The 23254-nt window shown below is 54.7% G+C and carries 21 protein-coding genes; 11 read left to right on the forward strand and 10 right to left on the reverse strand.

Features of this window, described 5'->3' with window-relative positions; genetic code table 11:
- Positions 1 to 24: 24 nt before the first annotated feature.
- Entirely contained in the window at positions 25 to 1695 is a 1671-nt protein-coding gene (locus ABD851_RS01915; RefSeq protein ID WP_344974453.1) for a peptide MFS transporter, read from the reverse strand.
- Positions 1696 to 1849: 154 nt separating this feature from the next.
- Between ABD851_RS01915 and purD the strand changes: the two genes are divergently transcribed.
- The 6 genes from purD (at position 1850) to rodA (ending at position 8950) form a co-directional block, all read left to right on the forward strand.
- On the forward strand, positions 1850 to 3124 hold the full coding sequence (gene purD / locus ABD851_RS01920; RefSeq protein WP_344974456.1) for a phosphoribosylamine--glycine ligase: 1275 nt from the start codon (positions 1850 to 1852) through the stop codon (positions 3122 to 3124).
- Between the two features lie 91 nt (positions 3125 to 3215).
- Positions 3216 to 4238, forward strand: a complete 1023-nt coding sequence (locus ABD851_RS01925) for a rod shape-determining protein (RefSeq protein ID WP_344974459.1) — start codon at positions 3216 to 3218, stop codon at positions 4236 to 4238.
- Between the two features lie 87 nt (positions 4239 to 4325).
- Complete coding sequence (gene mreC, locus ABD851_RS01930; RefSeq protein WP_344974462.1) at positions 4326 to 5165, forward strand: rod shape-determining protein MreC; 840 nt, start codon at positions 4326 to 4328, stop codon at positions 5163 to 5165.
- Between the two features lie 4 nt (positions 5166 to 5169).
- Positions 5170 to 5673 carry a rod shape-determining protein MreD gene (locus ABD851_RS01935; protein ID WP_344974465.1) on the forward strand — a complete coding sequence of 168 codons (504 nt, stop codon included), beginning with the start codon at positions 5170 to 5172 and terminating at the stop codon, positions 5671 to 5673.
- A gap of 56 nt (positions 5674 to 5729) precedes the next feature.
- Entirely contained in the window at positions 5730 to 7664 is a 1935-nt protein-coding gene (gene mrdA, locus ABD851_RS01940) for a penicillin-binding protein 2 (protein ID WP_344974468.1), read from the forward strand.
- The gene (gene rodA, locus ABD851_RS01945; protein ID WP_344974471.1) at positions 7661 to 8950 is read left to right on the forward strand and encodes a rod shape-determining protein RodA; all 1290 of its coding nucleotides are present in this window, start codon (positions 7661 to 7663) and stop codon (positions 8948 to 8950) included. Before mrdA ends, rodA begins: the two co-directional genes overlap by 4 nt.
- Before the next feature lie 9 nt (positions 8951 to 8959).
- Here rodA and ABD851_RS01950 read toward each other — a convergent pair whose 3' ends face one another.
- From ABD851_RS01950 to ABD851_RS01985, 8 genes are all read right to left on the reverse strand, one after another.
- Positions 8960 to 9430, reverse strand: coding sequence for a hypothetical protein (locus ABD851_RS01950; RefSeq protein ID WP_344974474.1), 471 nt, complete (start codon positions 9428 to 9430; stop codon positions 8960 to 8962).
- A gap of 10 nt (positions 9431 to 9440) precedes the next feature.
- Positions 9441 to 10031, reverse strand: coding sequence for a hypothetical protein (locus ABD851_RS01955; RefSeq protein ID WP_344974477.1), 591 nt, complete (start codon positions 10029 to 10031; stop codon positions 9441 to 9443).
- 46 nt (positions 10032 to 10077) lie between these two features.
- Positions 10078 to 10626, reverse strand: coding sequence for an RNA polymerase sigma factor (locus ABD851_RS01960; RefSeq protein WP_344974481.1), 549 nt, complete (start codon positions 10624 to 10626; stop codon positions 10078 to 10080).
- Positions 10627 to 10668: 42 nt separating this feature from the next.
- Positions 10669 to 11631: a transketolase family protein gene (locus ABD851_RS01965; RefSeq protein ID WP_344974484.1), complete on the reverse strand. Its 963-nt coding sequence runs from the start codon at positions 11629 to 11631 to the stop codon at positions 10669 to 10671.
- Positions 11632 to 11669: 38 nt separating this feature from the next.
- Positions 11670 to 12701 carry a UDP-glucose 4-epimerase GalE gene (galE, locus tag ABD851_RS01970; RefSeq protein WP_344974488.1) on the reverse strand — a complete coding sequence of 344 codons (1032 nt, stop codon included), beginning with the start codon at positions 12699 to 12701 and terminating at the stop codon, positions 11670 to 11672.
- A 65-nt stretch (positions 12702 to 12766) separates the two neighbouring features.
- Complete coding sequence (rfbA, locus tag ABD851_RS01975) at positions 12767 to 13639, reverse strand: glucose-1-phosphate thymidylyltransferase RfbA (RefSeq protein WP_344974491.1); 873 nt, start codon at positions 13637 to 13639, stop codon at positions 12767 to 12769.
- Between the two features lie 256 nt (positions 13640 to 13895).
- The gene (locus ABD851_RS01980; RefSeq protein WP_344974496.1) at positions 13896 to 14885 is read right to left on the reverse strand and encodes an inorganic phosphate transporter; all 990 of its coding nucleotides are present in this window, start codon (positions 14883 to 14885) and stop codon (positions 13896 to 13898) included.
- A 57-nt stretch (positions 14886 to 14942) separates the two neighbouring features.
- Entirely contained in the window at positions 14943 to 15590 is a 648-nt protein-coding gene (locus tag ABD851_RS01985; protein ID WP_344974499.1) for a DUF47 domain-containing protein, read from the reverse strand.
- A 140-nt stretch (positions 15591 to 15730) separates the two neighbouring features.
- Between ABD851_RS01985 and ABD851_RS01990 the strand changes: the two genes are divergently transcribed.
- The 5 genes from ABD851_RS01990 to ABD851_RS02010 all read left to right on the forward strand — a co-directional run bounded on the left by ABD851_RS01990 (position 15731) and on the right by ABD851_RS02010 (position 22156).
- On the forward strand, positions 15731 to 16570 hold the full coding sequence (locus tag ABD851_RS01990; protein WP_344974502.1) for a UDP-2,3-diacylglucosamine diphosphatase: 840 nt from the start codon (positions 15731 to 15733) through the stop codon (positions 16568 to 16570).
- 128 nt (positions 16571 to 16698) lie between these two features.
- Positions 16699 to 17037, forward strand: a complete 339-nt coding sequence (locus ABD851_RS01995; RefSeq protein WP_344974504.1) for a hypothetical protein — start codon at positions 16699 to 16701, stop codon at positions 17035 to 17037.
- A gap of 132 nt (positions 17038 to 17169) precedes the next feature.
- A complete protein-coding gene (locus ABD851_RS02000) occupies positions 17170 to 19977 on the forward strand; it encodes a TonB-dependent receptor (protein ID WP_344974507.1) in 2808 nt (935 codons plus the stop codon).
- Between the two features lie 91 nt (positions 19978 to 20068).
- Positions 20069 to 21580: a hypothetical protein gene (locus tag ABD851_RS02005; protein ID WP_344974509.1), complete on the forward strand. Its 1512-nt coding sequence runs from the start codon at positions 20069 to 20071 to the stop codon at positions 21578 to 21580.
- A 360-nt stretch (positions 21581 to 21940) separates the two neighbouring features.
- Positions 21941 to 22156, forward strand: a complete 216-nt coding sequence (locus ABD851_RS02010) for a general stress protein CsbD (RefSeq protein ID WP_344974511.1) — start codon at positions 21941 to 21943, stop codon at positions 22154 to 22156.
- A 44-nt stretch (positions 22157 to 22200) separates the two neighbouring features.
- Here ABD851_RS02010 and ABD851_RS02015 read toward each other — a convergent pair whose 3' ends face one another.
- Positions 22201 to 23253 (reverse strand): sensor histidine kinase, encoded by a 1053-nt coding sequence (locus tag ABD851_RS02015; RefSeq protein ID WP_344974514.1) that lies wholly within the window; start codon positions 23251 to 23253, stop codon positions 22201 to 22203.
- Between the last annotated feature and the right edge of the window lies 1 nt (position 23254).

Raw genomic sequence — 23254 nt, forward strand, 5'->3', positions numbered from 1 at the left:
GTGAAAGGTTAAAGGTAAAGAGACCTAATCCGATCCCGTTTTTTCCCGGATCACCCGGCCCAGCCATTTGCTCATCATGAACATGATGGTAGCGGCCACGGCGGCGGAGATCACCAGGATCAGGAAATAGTTTTCCTTATCAATAAAGCTGTCCCAGAAGGTGGCCATCAGGCCGGCCAGCTTACCGGCAATGGAATTGACCAGGAACCAGGCGCCCATCATCAGGGCGGTAATCCGCCCGGGTGAGAGCTTGGACACCATGGACAGCCCGATAGGGCTCACCAGCAGCTCCCCGATGGTGAACAGCGCATAGGTGGAGATCAGCCAGATCATGCTTGACTTGTCGTGATAAATATCTGTGGAGAGCACGGCGATCACCATGAGCAGGGAAGAAAGTCCCGCCACCAGAATGCCCAGCCCTACCTTCACCGGCGTGGAAGGTTCCTTTTTTCGCCGCGCCAGCCAGGAGAAGAGGGCCACCAGCAAAGGGGTAAAAAAGACGATGAAAAAGGGATTGACCGACTGGAATATCTCGGTGGAGATCAGCTTCAGCTGCCCGTCTCCCGGCCACTGGTCCTGCGGCAGGTTCTGGAAATAAGGATCCGGCCCCTGCGTCAGGAGGGTCTCGCCGCTGCTGTCGGTGGCGGCCCGGAAATACGCATCGACGCGGGTGACCGTATGCGGCTGGGTGGTCACCGGCTGCAGCATGCCAAAGGGCTGCAGCACGTTCTCGGCAGCCGGAGATATCTCCCGGGAGGTGTACTGGTCGGCCCAGATGGTCAGGCCGGTGCTGTTCTGGTTGTAGATCACCCAGAAAACGATCGATACCAGGAAAAAGGCAAACAGAGCGCCCAGGCCGCGTTTGTCTTCCCGGGAGGACCGTATGTACAGGCTTACATAAAAGATAACGATGGGCACGCAGGCGAACATAAAGGCGTCGTTGGAGGGCGTGCCGAAAAGCGTATGCCCGAGGATATCCTTCATAAACCAGCCCAGCGTGGCGGTCAGGATAGCCGGGAGGAACACGCCGCCGAAAATCGCGCCCAGCGACATGTCTCCTTTTTCTTTCGGTTTGATGACATCCCCTTCCTTGACATGCTTCATGCTGCCGATGAACCAGATCAGACCGATGGTCATGCCCACCCCGGCAGCGGCAAAGGCGTATCCCCACCCATAATGATTACGCATATAGGCGGCCACGAAATTGCAGACAAAGGCGCCGGTATTTACGCCCATATAAAAGATGTTGTAGGCGACGTCTTTTTTGGGCTTCAGGTCCTCCCGGTTATAGATGTTCCCGAGGAGGGTGCTGATGTTGGGCTTGAAAAATCCGTTGCCGATAATAATGGAGAGCAGGGAAATGTACATGGCGGTATCCCCGGGTATGGCCAGCCCGTAATAACCTGCCGCCAGCAATATTCCTCCCAGGATAATGGCCCGGCGGTAACCGAGGATGCGGTCGGCCAGCAGTCCTCCTATAAAAGGAGTCAGATAAACCAGTGCAATATAGGAGCCGACAAGATCGGCGGCCTTCCGGGTATCAAAGCCTTTTCCTCCCTGGCTTACGGGATCGATGAGGTATAACAGGAAAATGCCGACCATCAGGTAATAGCCGAACCTTTCCCACATTTCGGTAAAAAAACAGACATAAAGGGCCTTGGGATGCCCTTTTTTTGGCGTTAAAGTTTGTTCCATACAAGTGGTTTATGCGTTCAAGAACTTGAGGAATAAAAAAACGGCACTGTTTCAGGGGCGGAAGGTAACGTAATTCTCCTTAAAAAACCCCGTGATTGAAGGACGACTGTATTACATTTGCAGCACCTGAATCGGATAAACCACGGAGAAAAAGATGAATATCTTATTACTTGGAAGCGGCGGGCGGGAACATGCATTGGCCTGGAAGCTGCGGCAAAGCCCGGATTGCGGAGCATTATATATTGCGCCTGGAAACGCCGGCACAGCAGGGTGCGGCACCAATGTCCCCATAGCGGTTCACGATTTTGAACGGCTGGCGGCCTTCTGTCTGGAGCACGATATACAGCTGCTCATCCCCGGTTCCGAAGAACCCCTCGTGGCAGGCATCTACGATTATTTCGGGGAAAGGGAAGCGCTGCGCGCCATCCAGGTGATCGGCCCCTCCCGGGAGGGCGCCCGTCTCGAAGGCAGCAAGGCTTTTGCAAAAGCCTTTATGGAGCGTCACGGCATTCCCACAGCCGCCTACCGGGAGTTTACCGCGGAAGACTACGAAGCGGGAAAGCAGTACCTGCGGGAGCATGCGCTGCCCGTGGTCCTGAAGGCCGACGGCCTGGCCGCCGGCAAAGGCGTCGTGATCTGCGACACGCACGAGGCCGCCCTTGAGGTATTCGGACAGATGCTGCAGGAGGCCCGCTTTGGCGAGGCAGGCAAAAAAGTGGTGGTCGAAGCCTTTCTTTCGGGGATAGAGCTTTCCGTGTTTGTGCTGACCGACGGTCGCTCTTATGTGCTGCTGCCGGAAGCCAAAGACTATAAACGGATCGGCGCCGGAGATACCGGGCCCAATACAGGCGGCATGGGAGCCGTATCCCCGGTGCCTTTTGCCGACGCGGCTTTTATGGAGCGGGTGGAAAATCGTATCATCCGTCCCACCATAGCGGGGCTTGCCGCGGAAAATATTGATTATAAAGGATTTATATTTTTCGGTTTGATCAAGGTAGGGGAAGAGCCCTTTGTGATCGAATACAATTGCCGTATGGGCGATCCGGAAACCGAGGTGGTGATGCCCCGGCTGGAGGCCGATCTGCTTGCCCTTTTGTCGGCGGTTAAAACGGGCCGTCTTTCGGAAGTGCCGGTGTCTTTTGAGAAACGTACAGCCGCCACGGTCATGCTGGTATCCGGAGGATATCCCGGCGGCTATGATAAGGGAAAGACCATTACCGGTCTGGATCAGGTAAGGGACAGCCGGGTGTTCCATGCGGGTACGCGGGCCGAGGGCGATACCGTCGTCACAAACGGGGGCCGGGTACTGGCCATTACTTCGCTGGCCGGCGATCTGAAGACGGCGCTGGAACGGTCCAATGCCTGTGCAGCGCAGATCTGTTTTGACAAAAAATATTTTCGCAGCGACATAGGATGGGAGTTTCTATAAAATTGATCGCCCTCATCATAAAACGGCTACTTTTTCGTTAAAAAAGGTCATTTTTGCAAAAGATTACTTAAACCGCACACAAAGCTATTAAATGGGATTGTTCAACTTCCTGACGCAAGAAATTGCCATAGACCTCGGCACTGCGAATACCCTGATTATACACAACGACGAAGTAGTGGTGGATGAGCCCTCTATCGTGGCCATTGAGCGGGCGAACGGTAAGATTATCGCCGTAGGGAAGAAGGCCATGATGATGCACGAGAAAACGCATGAGTATCTCCGCACCATCCGTCCCCTGCGCGATGGTGTGATCGCGGATTTCAATGCGGCGGAAAGCATGTTGCGCGAGATGATCAAGATGGTATATCCCAGAAAGCCGTTGTTTTCTCCCAGCTGGAAGATGGTGATCTGTATCCCTTCCAGCATTACGGAAGTGGAAAAGCGCGCCGTGCGCGATTCGGCCGAGCAGGCCGGCGCCAAGGAAGTATATCTTATCCACGAGCCGATGGCCGCGGCCCTCGGTATCGGCATCGATGTGGAAGAGCCGGTAGGTAATATGATCATAGATATAGGCGGTGGTACTACCGGTATTTCAGTCATCGCGCTGGCGGGCATCGTATGCGACCAGTCCATCCGCATCGCCGGCGATGAGTTTACCGCCGATATCATGGAGGCCCTGCGCCGCTATCACAGCCTGCTGATCGGAGAACGCACCGCGGAGCAGATCAAGATACAGATCGGATCGGCCCTGAAGGAGCTGGATACGCCGCCGGACGATATTCCGGTGAACGGGCGCGACCTCGTGACCGGTATTCCCAAGCAAATCATGGTATCTTACCAGGAAATAGCAGAAGCCCTGGATAAATCTATTTTCAAAATAGAAGAAGCGATCCTGAAAGCGCTGGAGACCACGCCTCCCGAGCTGGCCGCGGATATTTACCGGCGGGGGCTGTATCTCACGGGCGGGGGAGCGCTCCTGCGCGGACTGGATAAACGGCTGTCCCAGAAGATAAAGCTGCCGGTACATGTGGCGGATGATCCGCTGAGGGCAGTGGTGCGGGGCACCGGCATATCCCTGAAGCATATCGGCAAATACCCCTTCCTGATGCAGTAGGAAAGGTAAAATCCGGAACCCGGTCCTCCGGGACCTGCCGGTTCGCAGCCGGCCCCGGTTTTGGATTTTATTTCAAAATTTCTTGTTGTGAGAAACCTGATCATATTCATAAGGCGGTATTTCAACTTCTTCCTGTTTCTGGTGATTGAGATATTCTGCCTCGTGCTGGTGTTCAGGAACAACAATTATCAGCGCGCTACCGTGCTGAACTCTGCCAACCGGGTTACCGCCGGCCTCTACAAAAAATATAACGCTATCCAGTATTATTTCCACCTGAAAGCCATCAACGACAGTCTCGCGGTGGAAAATGACCGCCTGCGCAACCAGCTGCTGCGGGATTTCCGTACTGCCGATACGCTGGCGGACCAGGTAAAGGAAATATCCGACACCGCCGGCCGCCGCAAGTACCTGTACATGCCGGCCCGTGTGGTGAACAACTCCGTCAACACGCTGGTCAACTACATCACCATAGAGCGGGGATCCGAGGAAGGGGTGACGCCCAACATGGCCGTCATCAGCGCCACGGGCGTGGCCGGTATCGTCCGCAGTGTGAGCGATCATTATGCGGTAGCCATCTCCCTGCTGAACAAAGACAGCCGGATCAGCGCCAGGCTGACCCGTACCGGTAATTTCGGGTCCGTACGCTGGAACGGCCGGAACCCGCGCTACGGCACGCTCACGGATATCCCGCGCAATGTAAAGGTGTACAAGAACGATTCGGTGGTGACCAGCGGCTATTCCACCATTTTCCCGGAAGGGCTGCTGATCGGGTATGTGGAAGGGTTCACCGAACAGAAGTCGAGTAATTTTCATACTATCCGTATCCGTTTTGCCACCGATTTTTACCGGTTGCAATACGTATCGGTGATCCGTAACCTGATGAGCGAGGAACAAAAAAAGCTGGAAGCGTCCGTGCCCCATGAGTAGCCTGATGAAAAATATAATCCGCTTTGTGCTGCTGTTGCTGCTGCAGGTTTTTGTGCTGAATAAAGTGTTGATCCACGAATTTGTCAATCCCTATCTTTACCTGCTGTTCGTGCTGCTGCTGCCTTTCAGCATGCCGCGCGCCGCATTGTTGCTCTGCGGTTTGCTCATGGGGCTTACGCTCGACATGTTTATGAACACGCCGGGCATGCATGCGGCGGCCTGTGTGCTGATCGCGTTCCTCCGGCCTTTTATCATCAACCTGCTCGCTCCCCAGGGCGGATTTGACCTTACGCAGAAAGATCCTTCCGTCACCACCATGGGCTGGGTACCCTTTACGGTCTATGCCACCATCCTGGTGCTGGTGCATCATATCGCCTATTTTGCGCTGGAGGTATATGGCTTTTCCAATCCCCTGTACTTCGTGCTGAAGACGCTGCTGTCTGCGGCGGTGTCGCTCGGCCTCATCCTGGTTTTCGAAATGTTGTTTGCGGTCCGTCCGGGGAAATGAGGACGGCCAACTGGCAAATTGTATGTAGGTTTGTACCCGAAAATTAATTCGTATCCATGCCGGTATATAACCAGTCGAGGAAGAATGTGATCAGGGCATTGTTTATTGCGGTGATCTGTATTCTGGGCCTGCGGCTGTTCTACCTGCAGATCATGGAAAAGAAATACCGTCTGCTGGCCACCGCCCAGGCTATCCAGCGCAAAACGGTATATCCCACCCGCGGGATCATCTACGACCGTAAAGGTCGCGCCGTGGTCAATAACGACGCTCTCTACGACCTGATGGTCACCCCTTCCGAGGTGAAATCCCTGGATACGGCATACTTCTGCAGCCTGCTGAACATCGACATCCCTACCTTCCGGACACGCCTGCATCGCGCCATGGTGCGGAACGGACCGGTGCGCCCTTCCGTATTTGCCCCCCTGTTGCCGCAGGACGTATTTGGCAGGCTGCAGGAAAATATCTACCAGTTTCCGGGATTCGACCTGGTGGAGAGACCGGTGCGGAACTATCCCTTTGGCGTCGGCGCCCATATTTTCGGATTTATCGGCGAGGTTGATTCCAACGTGATCAAACGAAACAGCCTGTACCAGGCGGGTGACTTCATCGGGATAACCGGTCTGGAGCAGACCTATGAACCCATCCTGATGGGACAGCGCGGCGTGAATTACGTGGTGCGCGACGTCCGTAACCGTATCGTTGGCTCTTATGAGAACGGCACCTACGATACGGCGGCCATAGCCGGTAAAAATCTGCACCTGGCGCTGGACATCAAGCTGCAGCAGCTGGGTGAGGAGCTGCTGCACGGCAAGATCGGCAGCATCATTGCGATCGATCCTCAAACCGGCGGTGTGCTCACCATGGTGAGCAGTCCCGAGTTTGACCCAAACGCGCTGAAGGGCGCCGAAAAAGGGAACAATTATATCAAGCTGCTGCGCGACCCCGCCAAGCCCCTGTTCAACCGCGCCATACAGGCTGCCTATCCCCCCGGCTCCACCTTTAAGCCGCTGGATGCGCTGGCGGCGCTCGACCTCGGCGTGATCACCCCGGCATTCGGCATCTCCTGTACCGGCGCTTATTATGGCTGCGGCCGCGTCATGCATTGCACGGAGCACTGGGCCGGCCATTCCCGAGATCTCCGTACGGCCATCGCCTGGTCCTGCAACTCTTATTTCGCGGATATTTACCGGAAGATCATTGACCAGCGGCACAACGTGGTGGCCGGGCTGCAGAGCTGGAAGAAATATATGAATGCCTTCGGGCTGGGGCAGCGCCTGGGCATCGACCTTCCCCATGAAGGCACGGGCAATATCCCGGATACGGGTACCTATAACCGCCTTTTCGGGAAAGGGCACTGGAGCTCCTGCTCCATCATCTCCTGCGCCATCGGACAGGGAGAAGTACTGGAAACGCCGCTGCAGATCGCTAATGCCATGTGCATCATCGGCAATCACGGATACTATTATACGCCGCACTTTGTGGTGAGTGTGGACAACGACTCTTCCCTCCTGAGCCCTTTTCATATAAAGCATACGGTAACGCATATCCCGGACGAGATGTACCAGGTGGTGGTCAACGGCATGGAAGACGTGGTAAAGCAGGGAACGGGCCGGATCGCCCAGATAGAAGGCATTTCCGTTTGCGGTAAAACGGGTACCGCACAGAACCCGCACGGAAAAGACCATTCGCTGTTTGCCGCATTCGCCCCGAAGGATCATCCCCGCATTGCCATCGCGGTGGTGGTGGAAAATGCCGGTTACGGCGCCACCTACGCCGCTCCTATCGCCAGCCTGATGATGGAGCAGTATCTGAAAGATTCCATTCCCTCCGGTCCGCGTACGGAACTGATGAAGCGGATGAAAAATACCACCATCCTGCCCCAGTACCTGCTGGATGAAATGAAGCAGATGAAGGCAAAAGACAGTATCCGCATCGTAAAAAAGGAGCGCAGGGAGAAGGCCCGCGAGGTAGCCGTTAACTGGAAGCCATGAACGACATAAAAGATACTACGCTCACCAAGGGGTTCGACTGGCTGATGATCTATCTGTACATGGCCCTTGTGATCATCGGCCTGCTCTCTATCTATGCCGTGGAGCACCGCGAGGGGGAGACCATCTGGTATGCGCTGACCCATTCGGGCAGCAGCTTTGCCATGCAGCTCAAATGGGCGGGCGTGTCTGCCGTGCTGGCCGTCATCGCCCTGTTGCTGGACAGCAAGTTTTACACGGCCATGGCCAATCTGCTCTACGTCTTTGGCCTCCTCCTCCTGCTGTTGGTGCTGGGCATGGGTACGGATGTCAAGGGATCCCATTCCTGGCTGGTGCTGGGCAGCATCCGGTTTCAGCCGGCGGAGTTTACCAAGCTCTGCACCCTGCTGGCCCTGGCCAAGTATCTTTCGGATACCGAGGTGGATTTTTCAAAGCTGCGCTCCCGTGTGATCGCTTCCGCGATCGTGCTGGCGCCGGCGGTCATCACTGTCCTGCAGAACGAAACGGGGCTGGCGCTGGTATACTGCTGTCTTTTTCTGGTGATGTACCGGGAGGGGCTGCCGGGGGTGCTGCTGGTGATCGCCTTTTCCCTGCTGGTGCTGGTGCTGTCGGCCCTGCTGGTGGATAAAAACATCCTTTTTATCATCTTCACCGTGATCGCAGGACTGGTCATCTGGTTTACCCGGCGGGAGATCAAGCGAAACCGTGCCCGGCTGGCCCTGATCATTCTCATATGGGGCTTCTGCGCCCTCTTTGTGATGTTTGTGGTGCCCTACACGTTTAAGCATATCCTCCAGCCCTACCAGGTATCGCGGATCAACGTTATCCTCGGCAAGGAAGCCAGCCGGGTAGCCGGATACAACGTGCTGCAGTCCAAGATCGCCATCGGGTCAGGCGGATTGACCGGCAAGGGTTATCTGAAGGGTACGCAGACGCGCTTCGACTTTGTGCCCGAGCAGCGGACCGATTTCATCTTCTGTACCATAGGAGAAGATTTCGGCTTTACCGGGAGCATCATACTGCTGCTTATTTACCTGGGTCTGTTGCTGCGTATCGTACAAATAGCCGAGCGGCAGCGATCGGCTTTCAGCCGCATTTATGCTTACGGGGTGGCCTGTATCGTTTTCTTCCATGTGGCCATCAACATCGGGATGACGGTGGGGCTGGCGCCGGTGATCGGGATCACCCTGCCCCTCATCAGCTACGGAGGCTCCTCGCTGCTGACCTTTACGCTGTTGATCTTTATCCTGGTACGGCTCGATGCGGACAGGCAGGTGGTGCTGCGCTGAGCGGCAGGGTTACTTTTTCTGCTCGCCCCTTTGCCGCAGCTCTTTCAGGAGCCGGTTATAAAAATCTCTTTCCGCGCGGTACAGGATCACTACTTTTTGCGGAGGCAGTATTTTCAGAAATTCGCGGTTGTATTTTTTCCGGAGGTCCAGCACTTTTTGCTGGTAGTCGAAATCGGCTTCCAGCTGCTGCCGGGCCTGCGCCGCCGTTGCCTCCTGGGGAGACCCCTGCGCAAGGCGGGCCCGCCGCTGCGCGGCGGTAAGCTGCCGGTAGGCTTTCTGATAGGCGTTGTACACGGGCCAGAATGCCCGGGCCTGCTCGCTGGAAAGATCGAGCCGGCGGGTCAGGTAGGCGATCTTTAGTTTTTCCACCTTTTCCTGCCGGGCGTGATTGTTCCCGGGATGCTGCGTGCCGGACTGGCCGAATGTGTTTGAGACGCTCGTTATCAGTATTCCGCAGGCGATCAGCAAAAATCGGGTCATGGCAGCTGTATTAGGGTAAGGCGGCAGGGGTATCTTCCTGTCCGGAAGCAGGCAGCGCGCCCGTCTCCCCGGTAAAGGCGGCGGGAGAGAGGCTGTTTTCGTCAAGGTTGTTATAAAGGGTCTGCTCGTCCAGCATTTCCGGATGGTCTTCCAGGAAGGATTCTATAGCCTGGCTGGATACCGACGTCAGCTGTTCGCTCAGCCCGGGAGCGGTGCGGGCATGCCATTGCTGTACGGCATATCCCATTGCACCGGCCAGCACGGCTGCCGCAGCCCATTGTGGCCAGCGCCGCCGCCGGGGCATGGATGCTATGCGGCCGCTTGCAGGCAGCCGTTCCCGTATCTGCGCCGGCAGGCCCGCAAAGTAAGCAGCCCCCGGGTCCGCATACACATTGCCGACGGGAAGACCGTCCCCGGATTCTCCGGCTGCTCCGCCGGCCGCGCTCCCGGAGCTTGCGCCGGCCCGCCGGTCCGCTTTTTCCGGAAATTTTTCAAAATAGCCTGCCGGAACGGAAAAAGGAAGCTGCTGCCCCGGGAAAGAGATGTCTTCCCCGCCGGTCAGCAAATGCCACTCCTCAGCTATGGTCTTGGCTTGGTTCATTGGGTGTTGGACCCCGCCCGGCGAAAAAAGTTTAACGTCCGGCGGTTCATAGCGCTGCTTTTATAAAGGCGGATACTTTTTTTACAGCATGGTGATAGGATGCCTTTAACGCGCCTTCGGAGGTCTCCAGGATGCGGCTCATCTCTTCGTAAGGCATTTCGTCGTAGTACCGGAGGTTAAATACCAGCCGCTGCTTTTCCGGCAGCTGCAGAATGGCTTGCTGCAGCCTCCATTCCAGCCTGCCGGGGTCAAAATCCCGCTCAGCCTTCAGCTTTTCGGATAAACCGCCCGTGGTATCGGACAGGGAGAGGGTGCTTCGTTTTTTCTGCTGCTCCAGGAAGGTCAGGCACTCGTTGGTGGCGATGCGGTACAGCCAGGTATAAAGGGCGGCGTTGCCGCGGAAACCGGACAGGTGCGTCCATGCTTTTATAAACACGTTCTGGAGCAGATCGTCGGTATCCTCGTGACTGATGACCATCCGCCGGATATGCCAGTAGAGCCGTTCCTGGTATTTACGGATGATGGCCGTAAAGGCCGCTTCCCGTGTCTCCGGCCGGTGAAATTGCTCCAGCAGCAGTTTATCTTCGTCGAACATAGATACAGTCTACCGGTGAAACGGAAAGCGGCCCGGAAGTCCTTAGCCTTTTTTGCGCTGCATCGCTTTTTCGGCGGCTTCCACGATATTGGGGGTATCCAGGCCGTATTTCTTCAGCAGCTCTGCCGGCTTCCCGCTTTCGCCAAAGGTGTCCCGGGTGCCGATATACTCGATGGGAATAGGCCGGTAGCGGGCGGCTACCTGGGCAATGGCATCGCCCAGCCCCCCGATGATGTTGTGCTCCTCGCAGGTCACCGCGCAGCCCGTCTTCTCGATGGAGCGGCGTACGGCGGCTTCGTCCAGCGGCTTGATGGTATGTATGTTGATCAGCTCCACGCTGTAGCCTTTTTCTTCGAGGATACGGCCTGCTTCCACGGCTTTCCATACAAGATGGCCGCAGGCAAAAAGGGTAATGTCGGTGCCCTCGCTCAGTACCTGGGCCTTGCCCAGCTCGAACGGCTGGTTCTCCGGCGTGAAGTTGGGCCATTTGGGCCTTCCGAAACGCAGATACACCGGTCCGTCGTAATCGGCAATGGCGATGGTGGCCGCCTTGGTCTGGTTGAAGTCGCAGGGCACTACAACAGCCATGCCCGGCAGCATCTTCATCAGGCCGATATCTTCCAGTATCTGGTGGGTGGCCCCGTCCTCACCCAGGGTAAGCCCGGCATGAGAGGCGCATATCTTCACATTCTTACCGGAGTAGGCAACGGACTGCCGTATCTGATCGTAGACGCGGCCGGTGGAAAAATTGGCAAATGTAGTGGTATAAGGTATTTTGCCCCCTATGGTAAGACCGGCGGCGATACCCATCATGTTGGCTTCGGCGATGCCGCACTGGAAAAAACGATCGGGAAAATCTTTGATAAAAGGAGCGAGCTTCAGCGATCCGGCCAGATCGGCGGTGAGTACCACCACATCTTTATTTTTCTTTCCTAATTCATAAATGCCTTCGCCGAAACCGCCGCGTGTTTCTTTTTCGTTAAGTACCTGGATGTCTTTTAACATAATTGCGTTTGATTGAGCTTGGTTTATTCGGTAGCGCGCTAAGATAGCGAATTGTTTTCTTTCAGGTGCAACTCCCATTGCCAGGCGGTACGCATCATGTCCTCGATGTTGTAGCGCGGCTCCCAGCCCAGCAGCTGCCGTGCCCGGGTATTGTCGGCGTATATGGCCTCCACATCGCCGGGGCGGCGGGGTCCCATGGTGTAGTTGAGCTTTTCCCCGGAGACCTTCTCAAAGGCCCGGATGGCCTCCAGTACAGATACTCCTTTGCCGATACCCAGGTTAAAGATCTCGTAGTTGGAGGCATTTTTTCCTTCGATGAGATACTGGAGGGCCCGGGTATGCGCATTGGCAATGTCCATGACGTGTATATAATCCCGTATGCCGGAGCCGTCGCGCGTGTTATAGTCATCGCCCCATACCTTCATCTCCGGCAGCTTCCCTGCGGCGGTCTGGGTGATCACCGGCACCAGGTTGTCCGGCTTCCCGAGGGGCAGCTCCCCGATCTCGATGGAGGGATGGGCGCCGACGGGGTTGAAGTACCGGAGCAGCACGTTATTCCCGGAATAGGCCCTGGCATAGTCGAAGATGATCTGCTCTCCCATTTGTTTGGTCCGGGCGTAGGGCGACTGCGCCTCTCCCAGCGGGGTATCTTCCGCAACGGGCAGGGCTACGGTGTTGCCGTATACCGAGCAGGAGGAGGAAAAAACAAAGTTGGGTATTTTATAGTCCCTCACACAGCGCAGCACATTGATCAGCGATTCCAGGTTGTTGTGAAAATACAGCAGGGGCCGCGCCACGGATTCGGGGACGGTCTTGTAGGCGGCAAAATGAATGATGCCGACCATATCGCGGTTTTCCTGGAAGACGGCGCCCGTATCGTCAAAGTTGCACAGGTCTACCTTGTAATTTTTTATCTTATGGCCCGTGATCCTTTCGATGCCGTCCAGCAGGGCCGTTGTGGATCTCGAGTTGTTGTCCACCGATATCACTTCAAAGCCGTGATCGATAAGATCTACAATGGTGTGCGCGCCGATATATCCGCAGCCACCGGTAACGAGTACTTTACGCATAGTTGATGAGTTGATCATTCATGATTAAGATTGATGGTCTTCCGGGCTGGCTTTGCCCTGGCGGTTCAGGTTACGGGCCGTCCTGCAATGTCCGTCAGGTACCGACCGTACCCGCTTTTCAGCAGGGGTTCCGCTATTTTTATCAGTTGTGCTTTACTTATAAATCCCTTCCGGTAGGCGATCTCTTCGATGCAGGCGATGCGGATGCCCTGACGCTGCTCGATGACCTGCACGAAATTGGCGGCCTGCATCAGGGAATCAAAGGTGCCGGTATCCAGCCAGGCAGTGCCCCGGTCCATGATGGAAACCCTGAGCTTGCCGCGGCGGAGGTAGGCTTTGTTGATGTCGGTGATCTCATACTCACCGCGTGCGCTGGGCTGCAGGCTGCGGGCAATGTCGATCACCTCGTTGTCATAAAAGTAGAGACCGGGTACAGCGTAGTTCGACTTGGGCTTTGCCGGTTTTTCCTCGATGGAGACGGCTTTCCGGTTTTCATCGAATTCCACCACGCCGTACCGTTCGGGGTCGGAGACGTGATAGGCATATACGATACCCCCGTCGGGGTCCACATTGTTCTGCAGCTGCTCTTCCAGCCCGGTGCCGTAAAAGATATTATCGCCCAGTACGAGGGCCACCTTTTCCCCGCCGATAAAAGAGGCGCCGATCACAAAGGCCTGCGCCAGCCCGTTGGGGACGGCCTGTTCGGCATAGGAAAGCGCCAGCCCGTAATCCTCGCCGGTCCCCAGCAGCCGTTGAAACAGCGGCAGGTCCTGGGGGGTAGAGATGATGAGGATCTCCCGGATCCCGGCCATCATGAGGACGGACAGGGGATAATAGATCATCGGCTTATCATACACGGGCATGATCTGCTTGCTGATGGCATAGGTGATCGGGTGTAAACGGGTTCCGGAGCCTCCGGCCAGGATGATTCCCCTCATTTGCTTTTTTTGAAGGTACAAAAATAGGGGGATAATTTGGATTGCCAACCCCGAGCGCCCCCGGCCCCCGCCTCAGGCGGGAAATAGAGGAGAAGGGTTAAAGGTTAAAGGCGAAAGGTTAAAGGTGAAGGGTGAAAGGCATTTTTAGGTTTAAGGTTCAAGCCTAACGTCTAAGGTTTCCCTTCAGGCAGATCAACTTTAGACTCCGAAACCTCAAACGGGAAACCAGAAACCTCAAACGGGAAACCGCTTTCTCTTATTTCACAAAAAGGTTAATGAGGGCGTACAGCCCGGCGGCCAGCAGCGCGCTCACGGGGATGGTCAGCACCCAGGCCCACAGCAGGTTGATGGTCACGCCCCAGCGCACGGCAGACAGCCGTTTGATGGCGCCGACGCCCATGATGGCGCCGGTGGTGGTATGGGTGGTGCTGACGGGAATGCCGAGGAAAGAGGTCAGGGACAGGGTGATCGCCCCGGCGGTTTCGGCGGAAAAACCTTCGAAAGGCGTCAGCTTGGTGATCTTCTGGCCCATCGTTTTTACGATTCTCCATCCGCCGATCATGGTACCGAAGGCCATGGCGAACTGGCAGGCATACATCACCCATTCGGGGATGGGCGCCGTAGCGGATATCATCTGCGCGGCAATGAGGGCGATATAGATGATGCCCATGGACTTCTGCGCATCGTTTGCGCCGTGGGCGAGGCTGATAGCCGCGGAGGATACCAGCTGCAGCCGGCGGAAGTATTTGTCCACCCTTGAAGGCACCGCCCGCCGGCAGATATTGGTGATGATCACCGAAAGGACCAGCGCGATGATCATACCGATCAGCGGGGCAAGTACGATAAAGGCGGATATCTTTGCGATACCGCCGATAACGATGGAGCTGAAGCCGGCCTTGGCGATGGCCGCCCCGGCAAAGCCGCCGATGAGGGTATGCGAAGAGCTGGAAGGTATGCCGAACCACCAGGTGAACAGGTTCCAGCAGATGGCGGCCAGTATGCCGGCCAGGATGACGGTGAGCGTCACCGCGTCCTGATGGACAATGCCCTTCGCCACCTCCTGCGCTACATGCAACGGGAAGAAATGGATAGCTACATAGTTGAAGATAGCGGCCCAGATCACGGCCGCCGCAGGCGAAAGCACCTTGGTGGACACCACGGTGGCAATAGAGTTGGCTGCATCATGAAATCCGTTGATCAGATCGAAAAAAAGCGTCAGTACGATAACGATGATCAGTAAGGTCATGGTGAAATATTGGACCGTTAGCCCGCCGTGCCGCCTTGATGCGGCCGGTTAACCGGCTTATGCATATTTGATAATAATGGATTCCAGTACGTTGGCCGCGTCTTCGCATTTGTCGGTAGCGGTTTCCAGCGACTGCAGGATTTCTCTTTTCTTGATCACCGTCACGGCGTCCCTTTCGTTTTCAAAAAGGTCGGCCACGGCGCTGTCGTAAACATCGTCGGCATGGTTCTCCAGGCTGTTGATCCTTACGCAGGCATCGGTGATGTTGCGCAGGTTCTTCATGTTGCGCAGCTCGTGCACTCCCTTTTTCAGCTCCGCCACCGCCTCGCAGATCAGCCCCGCCAGCTTGGAAATGCTGTAATGCGGCTGGGTGATCTTGTACAGCTGCAGCCGCTTGGCGGCGCCGTGGATAAAGTCGGCCACATCGTCCAGCGTGGAGGCCAGATAATGGATATCCTCCCGGTCGAAGGGGGTGATAAAATTCTGCCCCAGCTCTACAAATATCTTGTGGGTGAGGTCGTCATTGACATGTTCAAGGTGCTCGATCTGCTTAAAAAGCTCGCTGCGCTTGTCGCCGGCGGTGGCATCCACCGCCTCCTGCAGCAGCAGGCCCATCTGCACCAGCACATCGGTAACCTGCTCAAAGAGCTGATAAAAGACCCGGTCCTTGGGGAGGAAGATTTTTATAACAGAATTGAAGTTCATGCGTCGGGTTTAAAAGCTGCCGCAAAAATAGAATTGACCTTATGAAAGTAAGTACTTTTCGGGATATTTAATAATAAGTTAACATTGAGGTAATATAGAAATAATATAAAGAATGGTCCTTGCAGGGCAGAAACGCATATATGGATACACAACCCAGGGAAGTAGAGCTGGTGGTGATTTCTGACATACATCTCGGCATCTACGGCTGCCATGCCAAAGAGCTCTGCCGCTATCTTTCGGGTATCCGGCCCCGTATCCTGATCCTTAACGGCGATATCATCGACATCTGGCAGTTCAGCAAACGCTATTTCCCCAAATCCCATACCCGTGTTGTCCGGAAGATCCTGAAGCTGGCCGGCAACGGCACGCAGGTATATTACCTCACCGGCAATCACGATGAGGCCCTGCGCAAATACGCCGGCTTCTCGCTGGGTAATCTTACGGTGGACAATAAGCTGCTGCTTACGCTGAACGGAAAGACGCACTGGTTTTTTCACGGCGATGTATTCGATCTCACGATGCAGCATTCCCGCTGGCTGGCGAAGCTGGGGGGCAAAGGCTATGACCTGCTGATCATCCTGAACCGGTGGGTCAACGTGCTGCTCGAAAGGCTGGGAAAAGAAAAGATGTCTTTTTCCAAAAAGGTAAAGGCAGGGGTAAAAAAAGCGGTGCAGTTTATCTCCGATTTTGAGAATACGGTAGCCGAGATCGCCGCAGATAAACACTTTGATGTCGTCTGCTGCGGGCATATCCATCAGCCCTGTATAAAAGAGATATCTTCCGGAGAGCATACGGTGCTGTATCTCAACTCAGGCGACTGGGTGGAGAGCCTTACCGCGCTGGAATATCATAACGGGCAGTGGGAACTGTACCGCCACCCGGCGGAAGAGCAGGCCCCGGCGGTGGTCGAGGACGAGGATGAACCCCTCTCCGCAGAGATCTTTCCCCTGCCGTTCCCCCTGCCATCCGTAGGGAAGTAATGTCCGAACTCCCTGCTAATCATAACAATTTATTTACTTCCTGATAAGGATATCTTAATCCGGATAATGTTTTTTTGTATACAAATCGGTAATAACTTATTCTGTCGTTTATTCAAACCGGTTAGATCATGCGGATACTGAAGTTGCATCCTTTAATGACGGTGTCTTTGCTACAGATGCAGGTGAGGCAGTTGCTGCATTGCAACGTGGTGGTATACCATACCAGCCAGCTGGCCTATGCCTGGGAGACCTTGCGGGATACCGGGTTCGAAGGAGATGAGATGACGGAGTACCCCATCGACGAAACCATGAGCGTGCGCGAATTTGAGATGATGATAGAGGACCGGTTTAATATCAGCCTGGAGCTGAGCAACCAGCGTGAATCTCCTTTTAGCAATAAGAGCCTGAAGCTGTATCAGCTGACCGCCGGTAATACATCTTCTCCCGGCAGGGAATGCCGGGCCTGAGCCGTTTTCCCCTGTTGCGGCTGCCCCTCGGCGGCCTGTCTTGCCGTGCACGAAATCATGATCTGTTAACATTAAGGTAACAAAACCGTAACATACCCCCTCTACTTTTGCCCTGTATTAAAACGTTATCCTGTGAAGGAAAAAATCACGCTAAAATGCCGATGGGCATGCCTTTTTTTACCCTCCTTATTTCTTTATAGCGCCGTCCTTGCCCAGGGAACGGGCAAGATTGGCGGCAAGATTACGGATAAGCCTACCGGTAATCCCCTGATCGGTGTTACCGTCCTGGTGGACGGCAGCGCCAGCGGCGCTATTACCGACGTCCAGGGCGGCTATGTTATCAGCGGCATCTCGGCCGGCAGTCATACGGTAACGGTGAAGTATATAGGTTATGCTACAAAATCCATTTCCGATGTAATGGTGAAGGACGGGGCGGTGACCACGCTGGATGTAGTGATGGATGAACCGTCTTCCGAGTCTTTAAAGGAAGTAGTGATCACCTCTTCCTACCGGCAGGAATCGGTGACCTCGCTGCTGGTCAACCAGAAGAACAGCATGAGCGTTTCCAGCGGCATCTCTGCCGATCAGATTTCCAGGTCTCCGGACAAGAATATCGGACAGGTATTAAAACGGGTAAGCGGCGCCAGCATCCAGGATAATAAATTTGTGGTGGTCCGCGGGCTGAACGATCGTTATAACAATGCCACGCTCAACAACGTGTTGCTGCCCAGCTCCGAACCCGACCGGAAAGCGTTTTCTTTTGATATCATTCCTTCCGGCCTTATCGATAATGTGGTGATCAACAAAACCGCCCTGCCCGACAAACCGGGAGATTTTGCCGGCGGTCTGATCCAGATCCATACAAAGGACTTCCCTGAGCAGCAGTTTTTCAGCTTTACCCTGGGGACCTCCTATAATACCATCTCCACCTTTAAAGATGTGCTCTCCGGTAAACGCACAGCCCGGAATTTCGTGGGATTTGACGATGGGTCCCATCGCCTGCCGGACGGCGTTCCCGCTGATCAGAAGGCCTTCAACGGACTGAGCGGCGCTGCGCAGGACCGGATGAACCGGTCCTTTGAGAACACCTGGCAGATCAATCCCCGGAAAGGCCTGCCCGCCGGTAACTTCCAGTTTACCATGGGGAAGACCTTTTATGGAAAAACCAACAGCAACCGCAAGCTGGGCTTTATCCTGTCGGTTACGGATAATTACAGCGAGACCAACCAGCTCGCGGAAAGAAGCGACTACAACATCGATACAAAATCCTTTAATTACCACCTTTTGGACACGACGGGAACTTTCCAGTCCTCTTTCGGAGCGCTGGCCAATATTGCCTACAGCAACGGTCGGTCCACCATCTCATTCAAGAACCTCTATAACCGGGTATACAACGATCAGACCATCATCCGTCACCGCGCTACCGATCCCCAGCCGCCTTTTCATTATGTGACCTATGCCAATTTTCACAACCTCACCGAACGTTCCCTGTATTCAGGAACCCTGGAAGGGCTGCATGCCGTGGGCGGAAACGATATCCGTATCAACTGGAGCCTCAATTACTCCGGACTGGAGCGTCTTGAACCCGATTCCCGCATTGTCAATTATACCAATGACCATGCTATCGTGGACCAGCCGGTAAACGGCGGCAGCTCGCGTTCTTTCTCCAATGTAAATGACAACATCTATAACGGACAGGTAGCCGTATCCTTTCCCTTTAAGATAGACGCCCTGAGCCAGGAGCTGAAGATCGGGGGACTCACCCAGTACCGCGACCGCAAGGCCAACTACCGCCCGCTGTCCTACCACAGAAGCAGCAGCTTTCCCTTTGATCAGCTGACCCTGCCTCCTTATCTGTTGTTTGCTCCGGAAAACCTGGGCAGTGAAGGACTGTATCTCCGGGACGACAGTTCCCCCGAAAACAAATACGAGGCGAATTCGTTCCTGAAGAGCGGCTTTGCCATGCTGCAGAACGAGCTGGGAAAGAAGCTGAAGCTGATCTGGGGATTCCGTTTTGAATCGTACCATCAGGAGCTGGCCCCCGTCTCTGAAAAAACAGGTATCCGTACCACAGATACTACCTACAACAGCCTGCTGCCCTCCGTGAACCTGATCTATGCGCTGAACAAGAAGACAAACCTGCGGGCCTCCTATTCCAATACGGTGGCGCGTCCTGAGCTTCGTGAGATAGCTTCCTACAGCTTTTACGATTTCCTCAATTCCGCTTCGGTATTCGGCAATCCCCGGCTCAGACAGACCCGGATCACCAATATCGACCTGCGCTATGAGTGGTATCCCAGAGCAGGAGAAACGGTGAATGCCGCCCTGTTTTATAAAAAGTTTAAGGATCCTATCTCGGAATCATGGGCCAGCCAGGATAACAATGACCGTACCTATATCAACCTGAACGATGCGGTGTCCTATGGAGCTGAGGTAGAGCTCAGAAAAGACCTGGCTTTTGTGCTGGGCGACTGGGGTAAGAACTCCTTTCTCTCCCTGAACGGATCGTACATCTACTCCCGTATAAAAAACCCCAACAGCAGCAACCAGCGGAATGTCAACGGCGATACGCGCCCCCTGCCCGGACAGTCGCCCTACCTGGTGAATATTGGCCTGCAGATCGGGGATCCAGGGAATACTTTTTCAGCTACCATACTGTATAACCGCACCGGCGAAAGGATCAATACCGTAGGCGACGACAGCAGTAACAAGCTGGATATTTTTGAAGCCCCGCGCAACCAGCTGGATGTGCAGCTGAGAAAGAAGGTCTTTCATCAGAACGGGGAAGTAAAGCTTGGCTTTTCGAATCTGCTGAATGCCAACTATCTCCTGTATCAGAACAAGAACGACAAAAAAAGCTATCAGCGCGGCGATTATACTTATTATAAATACAGGCTGGGCACCGATATCTCGCTTTCCCTGAACTATACGATAAAATAAGCCAAAGCCCGGCCCGTAACATTAAGATCATCTTGCATTAACAGTTTGTTTAAAACCAATCCTGAATTTTAAAGCGTAAAAACGTCTTTTTATGAAGAAAGTATTGATTTACCTCATGGTCTGTACGGGTGTGCTGACCGTTTTTTCGGCCTGTAACAAGGATAATGACCCGGTCTGCGAGGGTTGTAACGAAGGCGGCGATTCCACCGGCAACGGGCAGGACTCCGCGAAAGTGGCCCTCCTCGTCGGAAAAATTGATCATGACCGCACCCTGTCTGCCGATACGGTATATGTGATGCGCACTTATGTGTATGTGGTTGACGGCGCCACCCTCACCATTGAACCCGGTACCGTTATCCTGGGCGGACAGGAATCTCCCACCAAGGGCGGCACCCTGTTCATCACCCGTGGTTCCAAGCTGGTGGCCAAGGGCACTGCAGACAATCCCATTGTATTTACTTCTGAAAAGCCGGTAGGCCAGCGCAAGAGCGGCGACTGGGGCGGTATCGTATTCCTGGGTAAGGCCTCCACCAACCGCGACCTCACCAAGCGTAAGCCGGAAGGCGTGGAAGGCGCCGACCAGAGCGTAGACCTGGTTTACGGCGACGATAATAACAATTTCAAGGATGACGATAATTCCGGAACGCTCGAATATGTGCGTGTGGAATTCGGGGGGATCGCCCTCGCTTCTACCAAGGACAGCGAAATCAACGGCGTTACCTTTTACGGGGTCGGCAGCGGAACTACTGTAGACCACGTGCAGGTAAGTTATTCCGGGGACGATGCCTATGAATGGTTCGGCGGTACCGTGAATGTAAAGAACCTGGTAGCCTTCGGCACCCTGGATGATAACTTTGACATGGACAGCGGCTTCCGCGGCAAGATGCAGTTCCTGCTGGCCCTGCTGGATCCCACGAAATCCGACGTGGTAAGTCTTTCCAACGGTATGGAAGTGGATAACCTGAACGGCGCCAATACGGCTACGCCCTTTACCCATCCGATGATCTCCAACTTTACGCTGGCAGGACCGGGCAATGCAACCGGTGATGGGGACAACTTCTATTCCGGTGCACGCTGGAGAAGAGGCGCCACCTTTGAGGTAGCCAACTCCGTTTACAGCGGCATGCCCGTCGCCATCGACGTGGAAAGCGAAACCGCCCAGAAGAAGCTGCAGGACGGCACCTCTTCCATCAAAAACTCTATTCTGCAGGCCAGCGGTATCAGCCCGATAACGGATCAGCGCGGCAACGGCAGCACGCCGATCGGCCCTGTGATGTTTGATGCCGACAACAAAGACGGCTCCATCTTAAGCGCTACGGATATCTGCGACCTTATCCTGAAGGCCGCAAACAAGAACGATACGGTTTCCAAACAATCCGATGTGTTTGTAAACGTACCCTCGGTGAGCGATTACAAAGCCTCCAACACCGACTTTAAGCTGAAGACGGATAAAGCCGCCATGTTTGACGGAAGTTTCAACGATGCGTTCTTCGACAAGGTAAATTATGTCGGCGCCGTAGACCCTGCCGATCCCTGGACCGCTGAAAAATGGATCAACTGGGACCCGCAGCATACCGAATACCCGGCCGCTACCCAGCAGTAGGAATAAAGCGTATTACTTTACCGCGCATTTATCCTTCACACATATATACGTTTAGTGCAGCAATGCCCCCTCTTCAGGGGGCATTTGCATTTAAGGCTTCTTCCTGCTATAAAGGACCCGGCCGGCGGGCCGAACTGTTCCGCAAGCTTGTAGCAGCCCTTTCTTCCCATGGCTTTCCGGCCTCCCTTTTTTCCGCGTCCGGCGCATCTTTACAGGCGTCTGCCGCTACCGAAAAAGGCAGCAATCTATTTCTGGCACAGATATTGGTTTTTTAGTAATGTATTAACCCTTTATCCTGCGAAATAACGCCGCTACAGGCGTCGTCGCGGAGACAGACGGAAATATAAAAGGAGAGATGTCATGGATGCCAGAATATTAAACCGAAAATGGAGGGAGCTGAAATGGGCGCTCCGGCAGCGGTACATACAGCTTACCGACGAGGATGTATTGCTGATCCGGGGTGAAGAAGAGCAGCTTATGGAGCGGTTGCAGCACAAGCTGGGAAAAAACGGACAGGAGCTGAATGCCCTGCTTGCGGATCTTATTCTGTCAGAGCATTGTCAGCAGCATTGGTGAATGAGGGCATATTTCCGCCGGAGCCGGGGCGGCGCAAAAGGCGTCTATTCCCGGCCGACCTTGAGGGTGAATCCGAAGGTGGAGCCGATATCCGGTTTGCTGCGGACGTTGATGGTTTGTCCGTGTGCTTCGATGATGTGCTTTACGATAGCCAGCCCCAGACCGGTACCGCCGGCTTCGCGGCTGCGGGCCTTATCCGTTCGGTAAAAACGTTCAAATACCCGGGGCAGGTGTTCTTCGGGGATGCCGATGCCGTTGTCGGAAAGCTCCACGAGGATGCGTTGTCCGTCTGTATTGTAAAAGCTGGCCATGGTATGCCCTTCGTGCTTTCCGTACTTGATGGAATTGTCCAGCAGGTTGATGAGCACCTGGCGTATCTTTTCCTTATCCGCATATACCGGAAGGGGCGGAGCTTCGCAGCCTTTCTTGATGGAGAAACGCACTCCCCTGTTTTTTGCTTTTAGCGAAAGCGTATCGAAAACATCCCTGACGAGGTCCTGTATGACAAATACTTCAGGGTCCAGCTGGTTTTCCCCGCTTTCGAGGCGGGATATTTCATCCAGGTCGTCGATCAGCCGGCAAAGCCGGTCGATATTTTTGGTGGCGTTCCGGAGAAAGGTCTTGTTTACTTCGGGATCTTCGAGCGCGCCGTCCAGCAGGGTATGGATATAACCCTGGATGGCGAACACGGGGGTTTTCAGCTCATGGGCCAGGTTCAGCAGGAATTCTTTCCGGAATTTTTCATTACGCTGCAGGCTGGCGATCTCCTCCCGCTTCTGGATGGCCCATTTTTCCACATCTTTGCTGACTTCCTCGATGCTCTTTTGCGGCAGCACATTTTTGTTGAAAAACTCTTCCTGCCGGGTGGCCTTCGTCTGGTGAATAAACTTGTAGATGAGCTTGATCTTGCGGTAAATAAATTTCCGCAGGCTGTTCAGAAAGAAAATATAGGAAAGCAGAAAAGAGACGGCGAAAGCGCTCAGGAACCCTGTCCACGATGCTTTGAGCAAAAGGCTGCACAGGGCCAGCAGCAGGGCCAGCAGCAGGGCGGTATAAAAAGCGATCTTCTGGGGAGAGGTATTTTTGCTGCTGATCATG

This window comes from Compostibacter hankyongensis (assembly GCF_039541075.1).
In the GTDB taxonomy this organism is placed as follows: domain Bacteria; phylum Bacteroidota; class Bacteroidia; order Chitinophagales; family Chitinophagaceae; genus Compostibacter; species Compostibacter hankyongensis.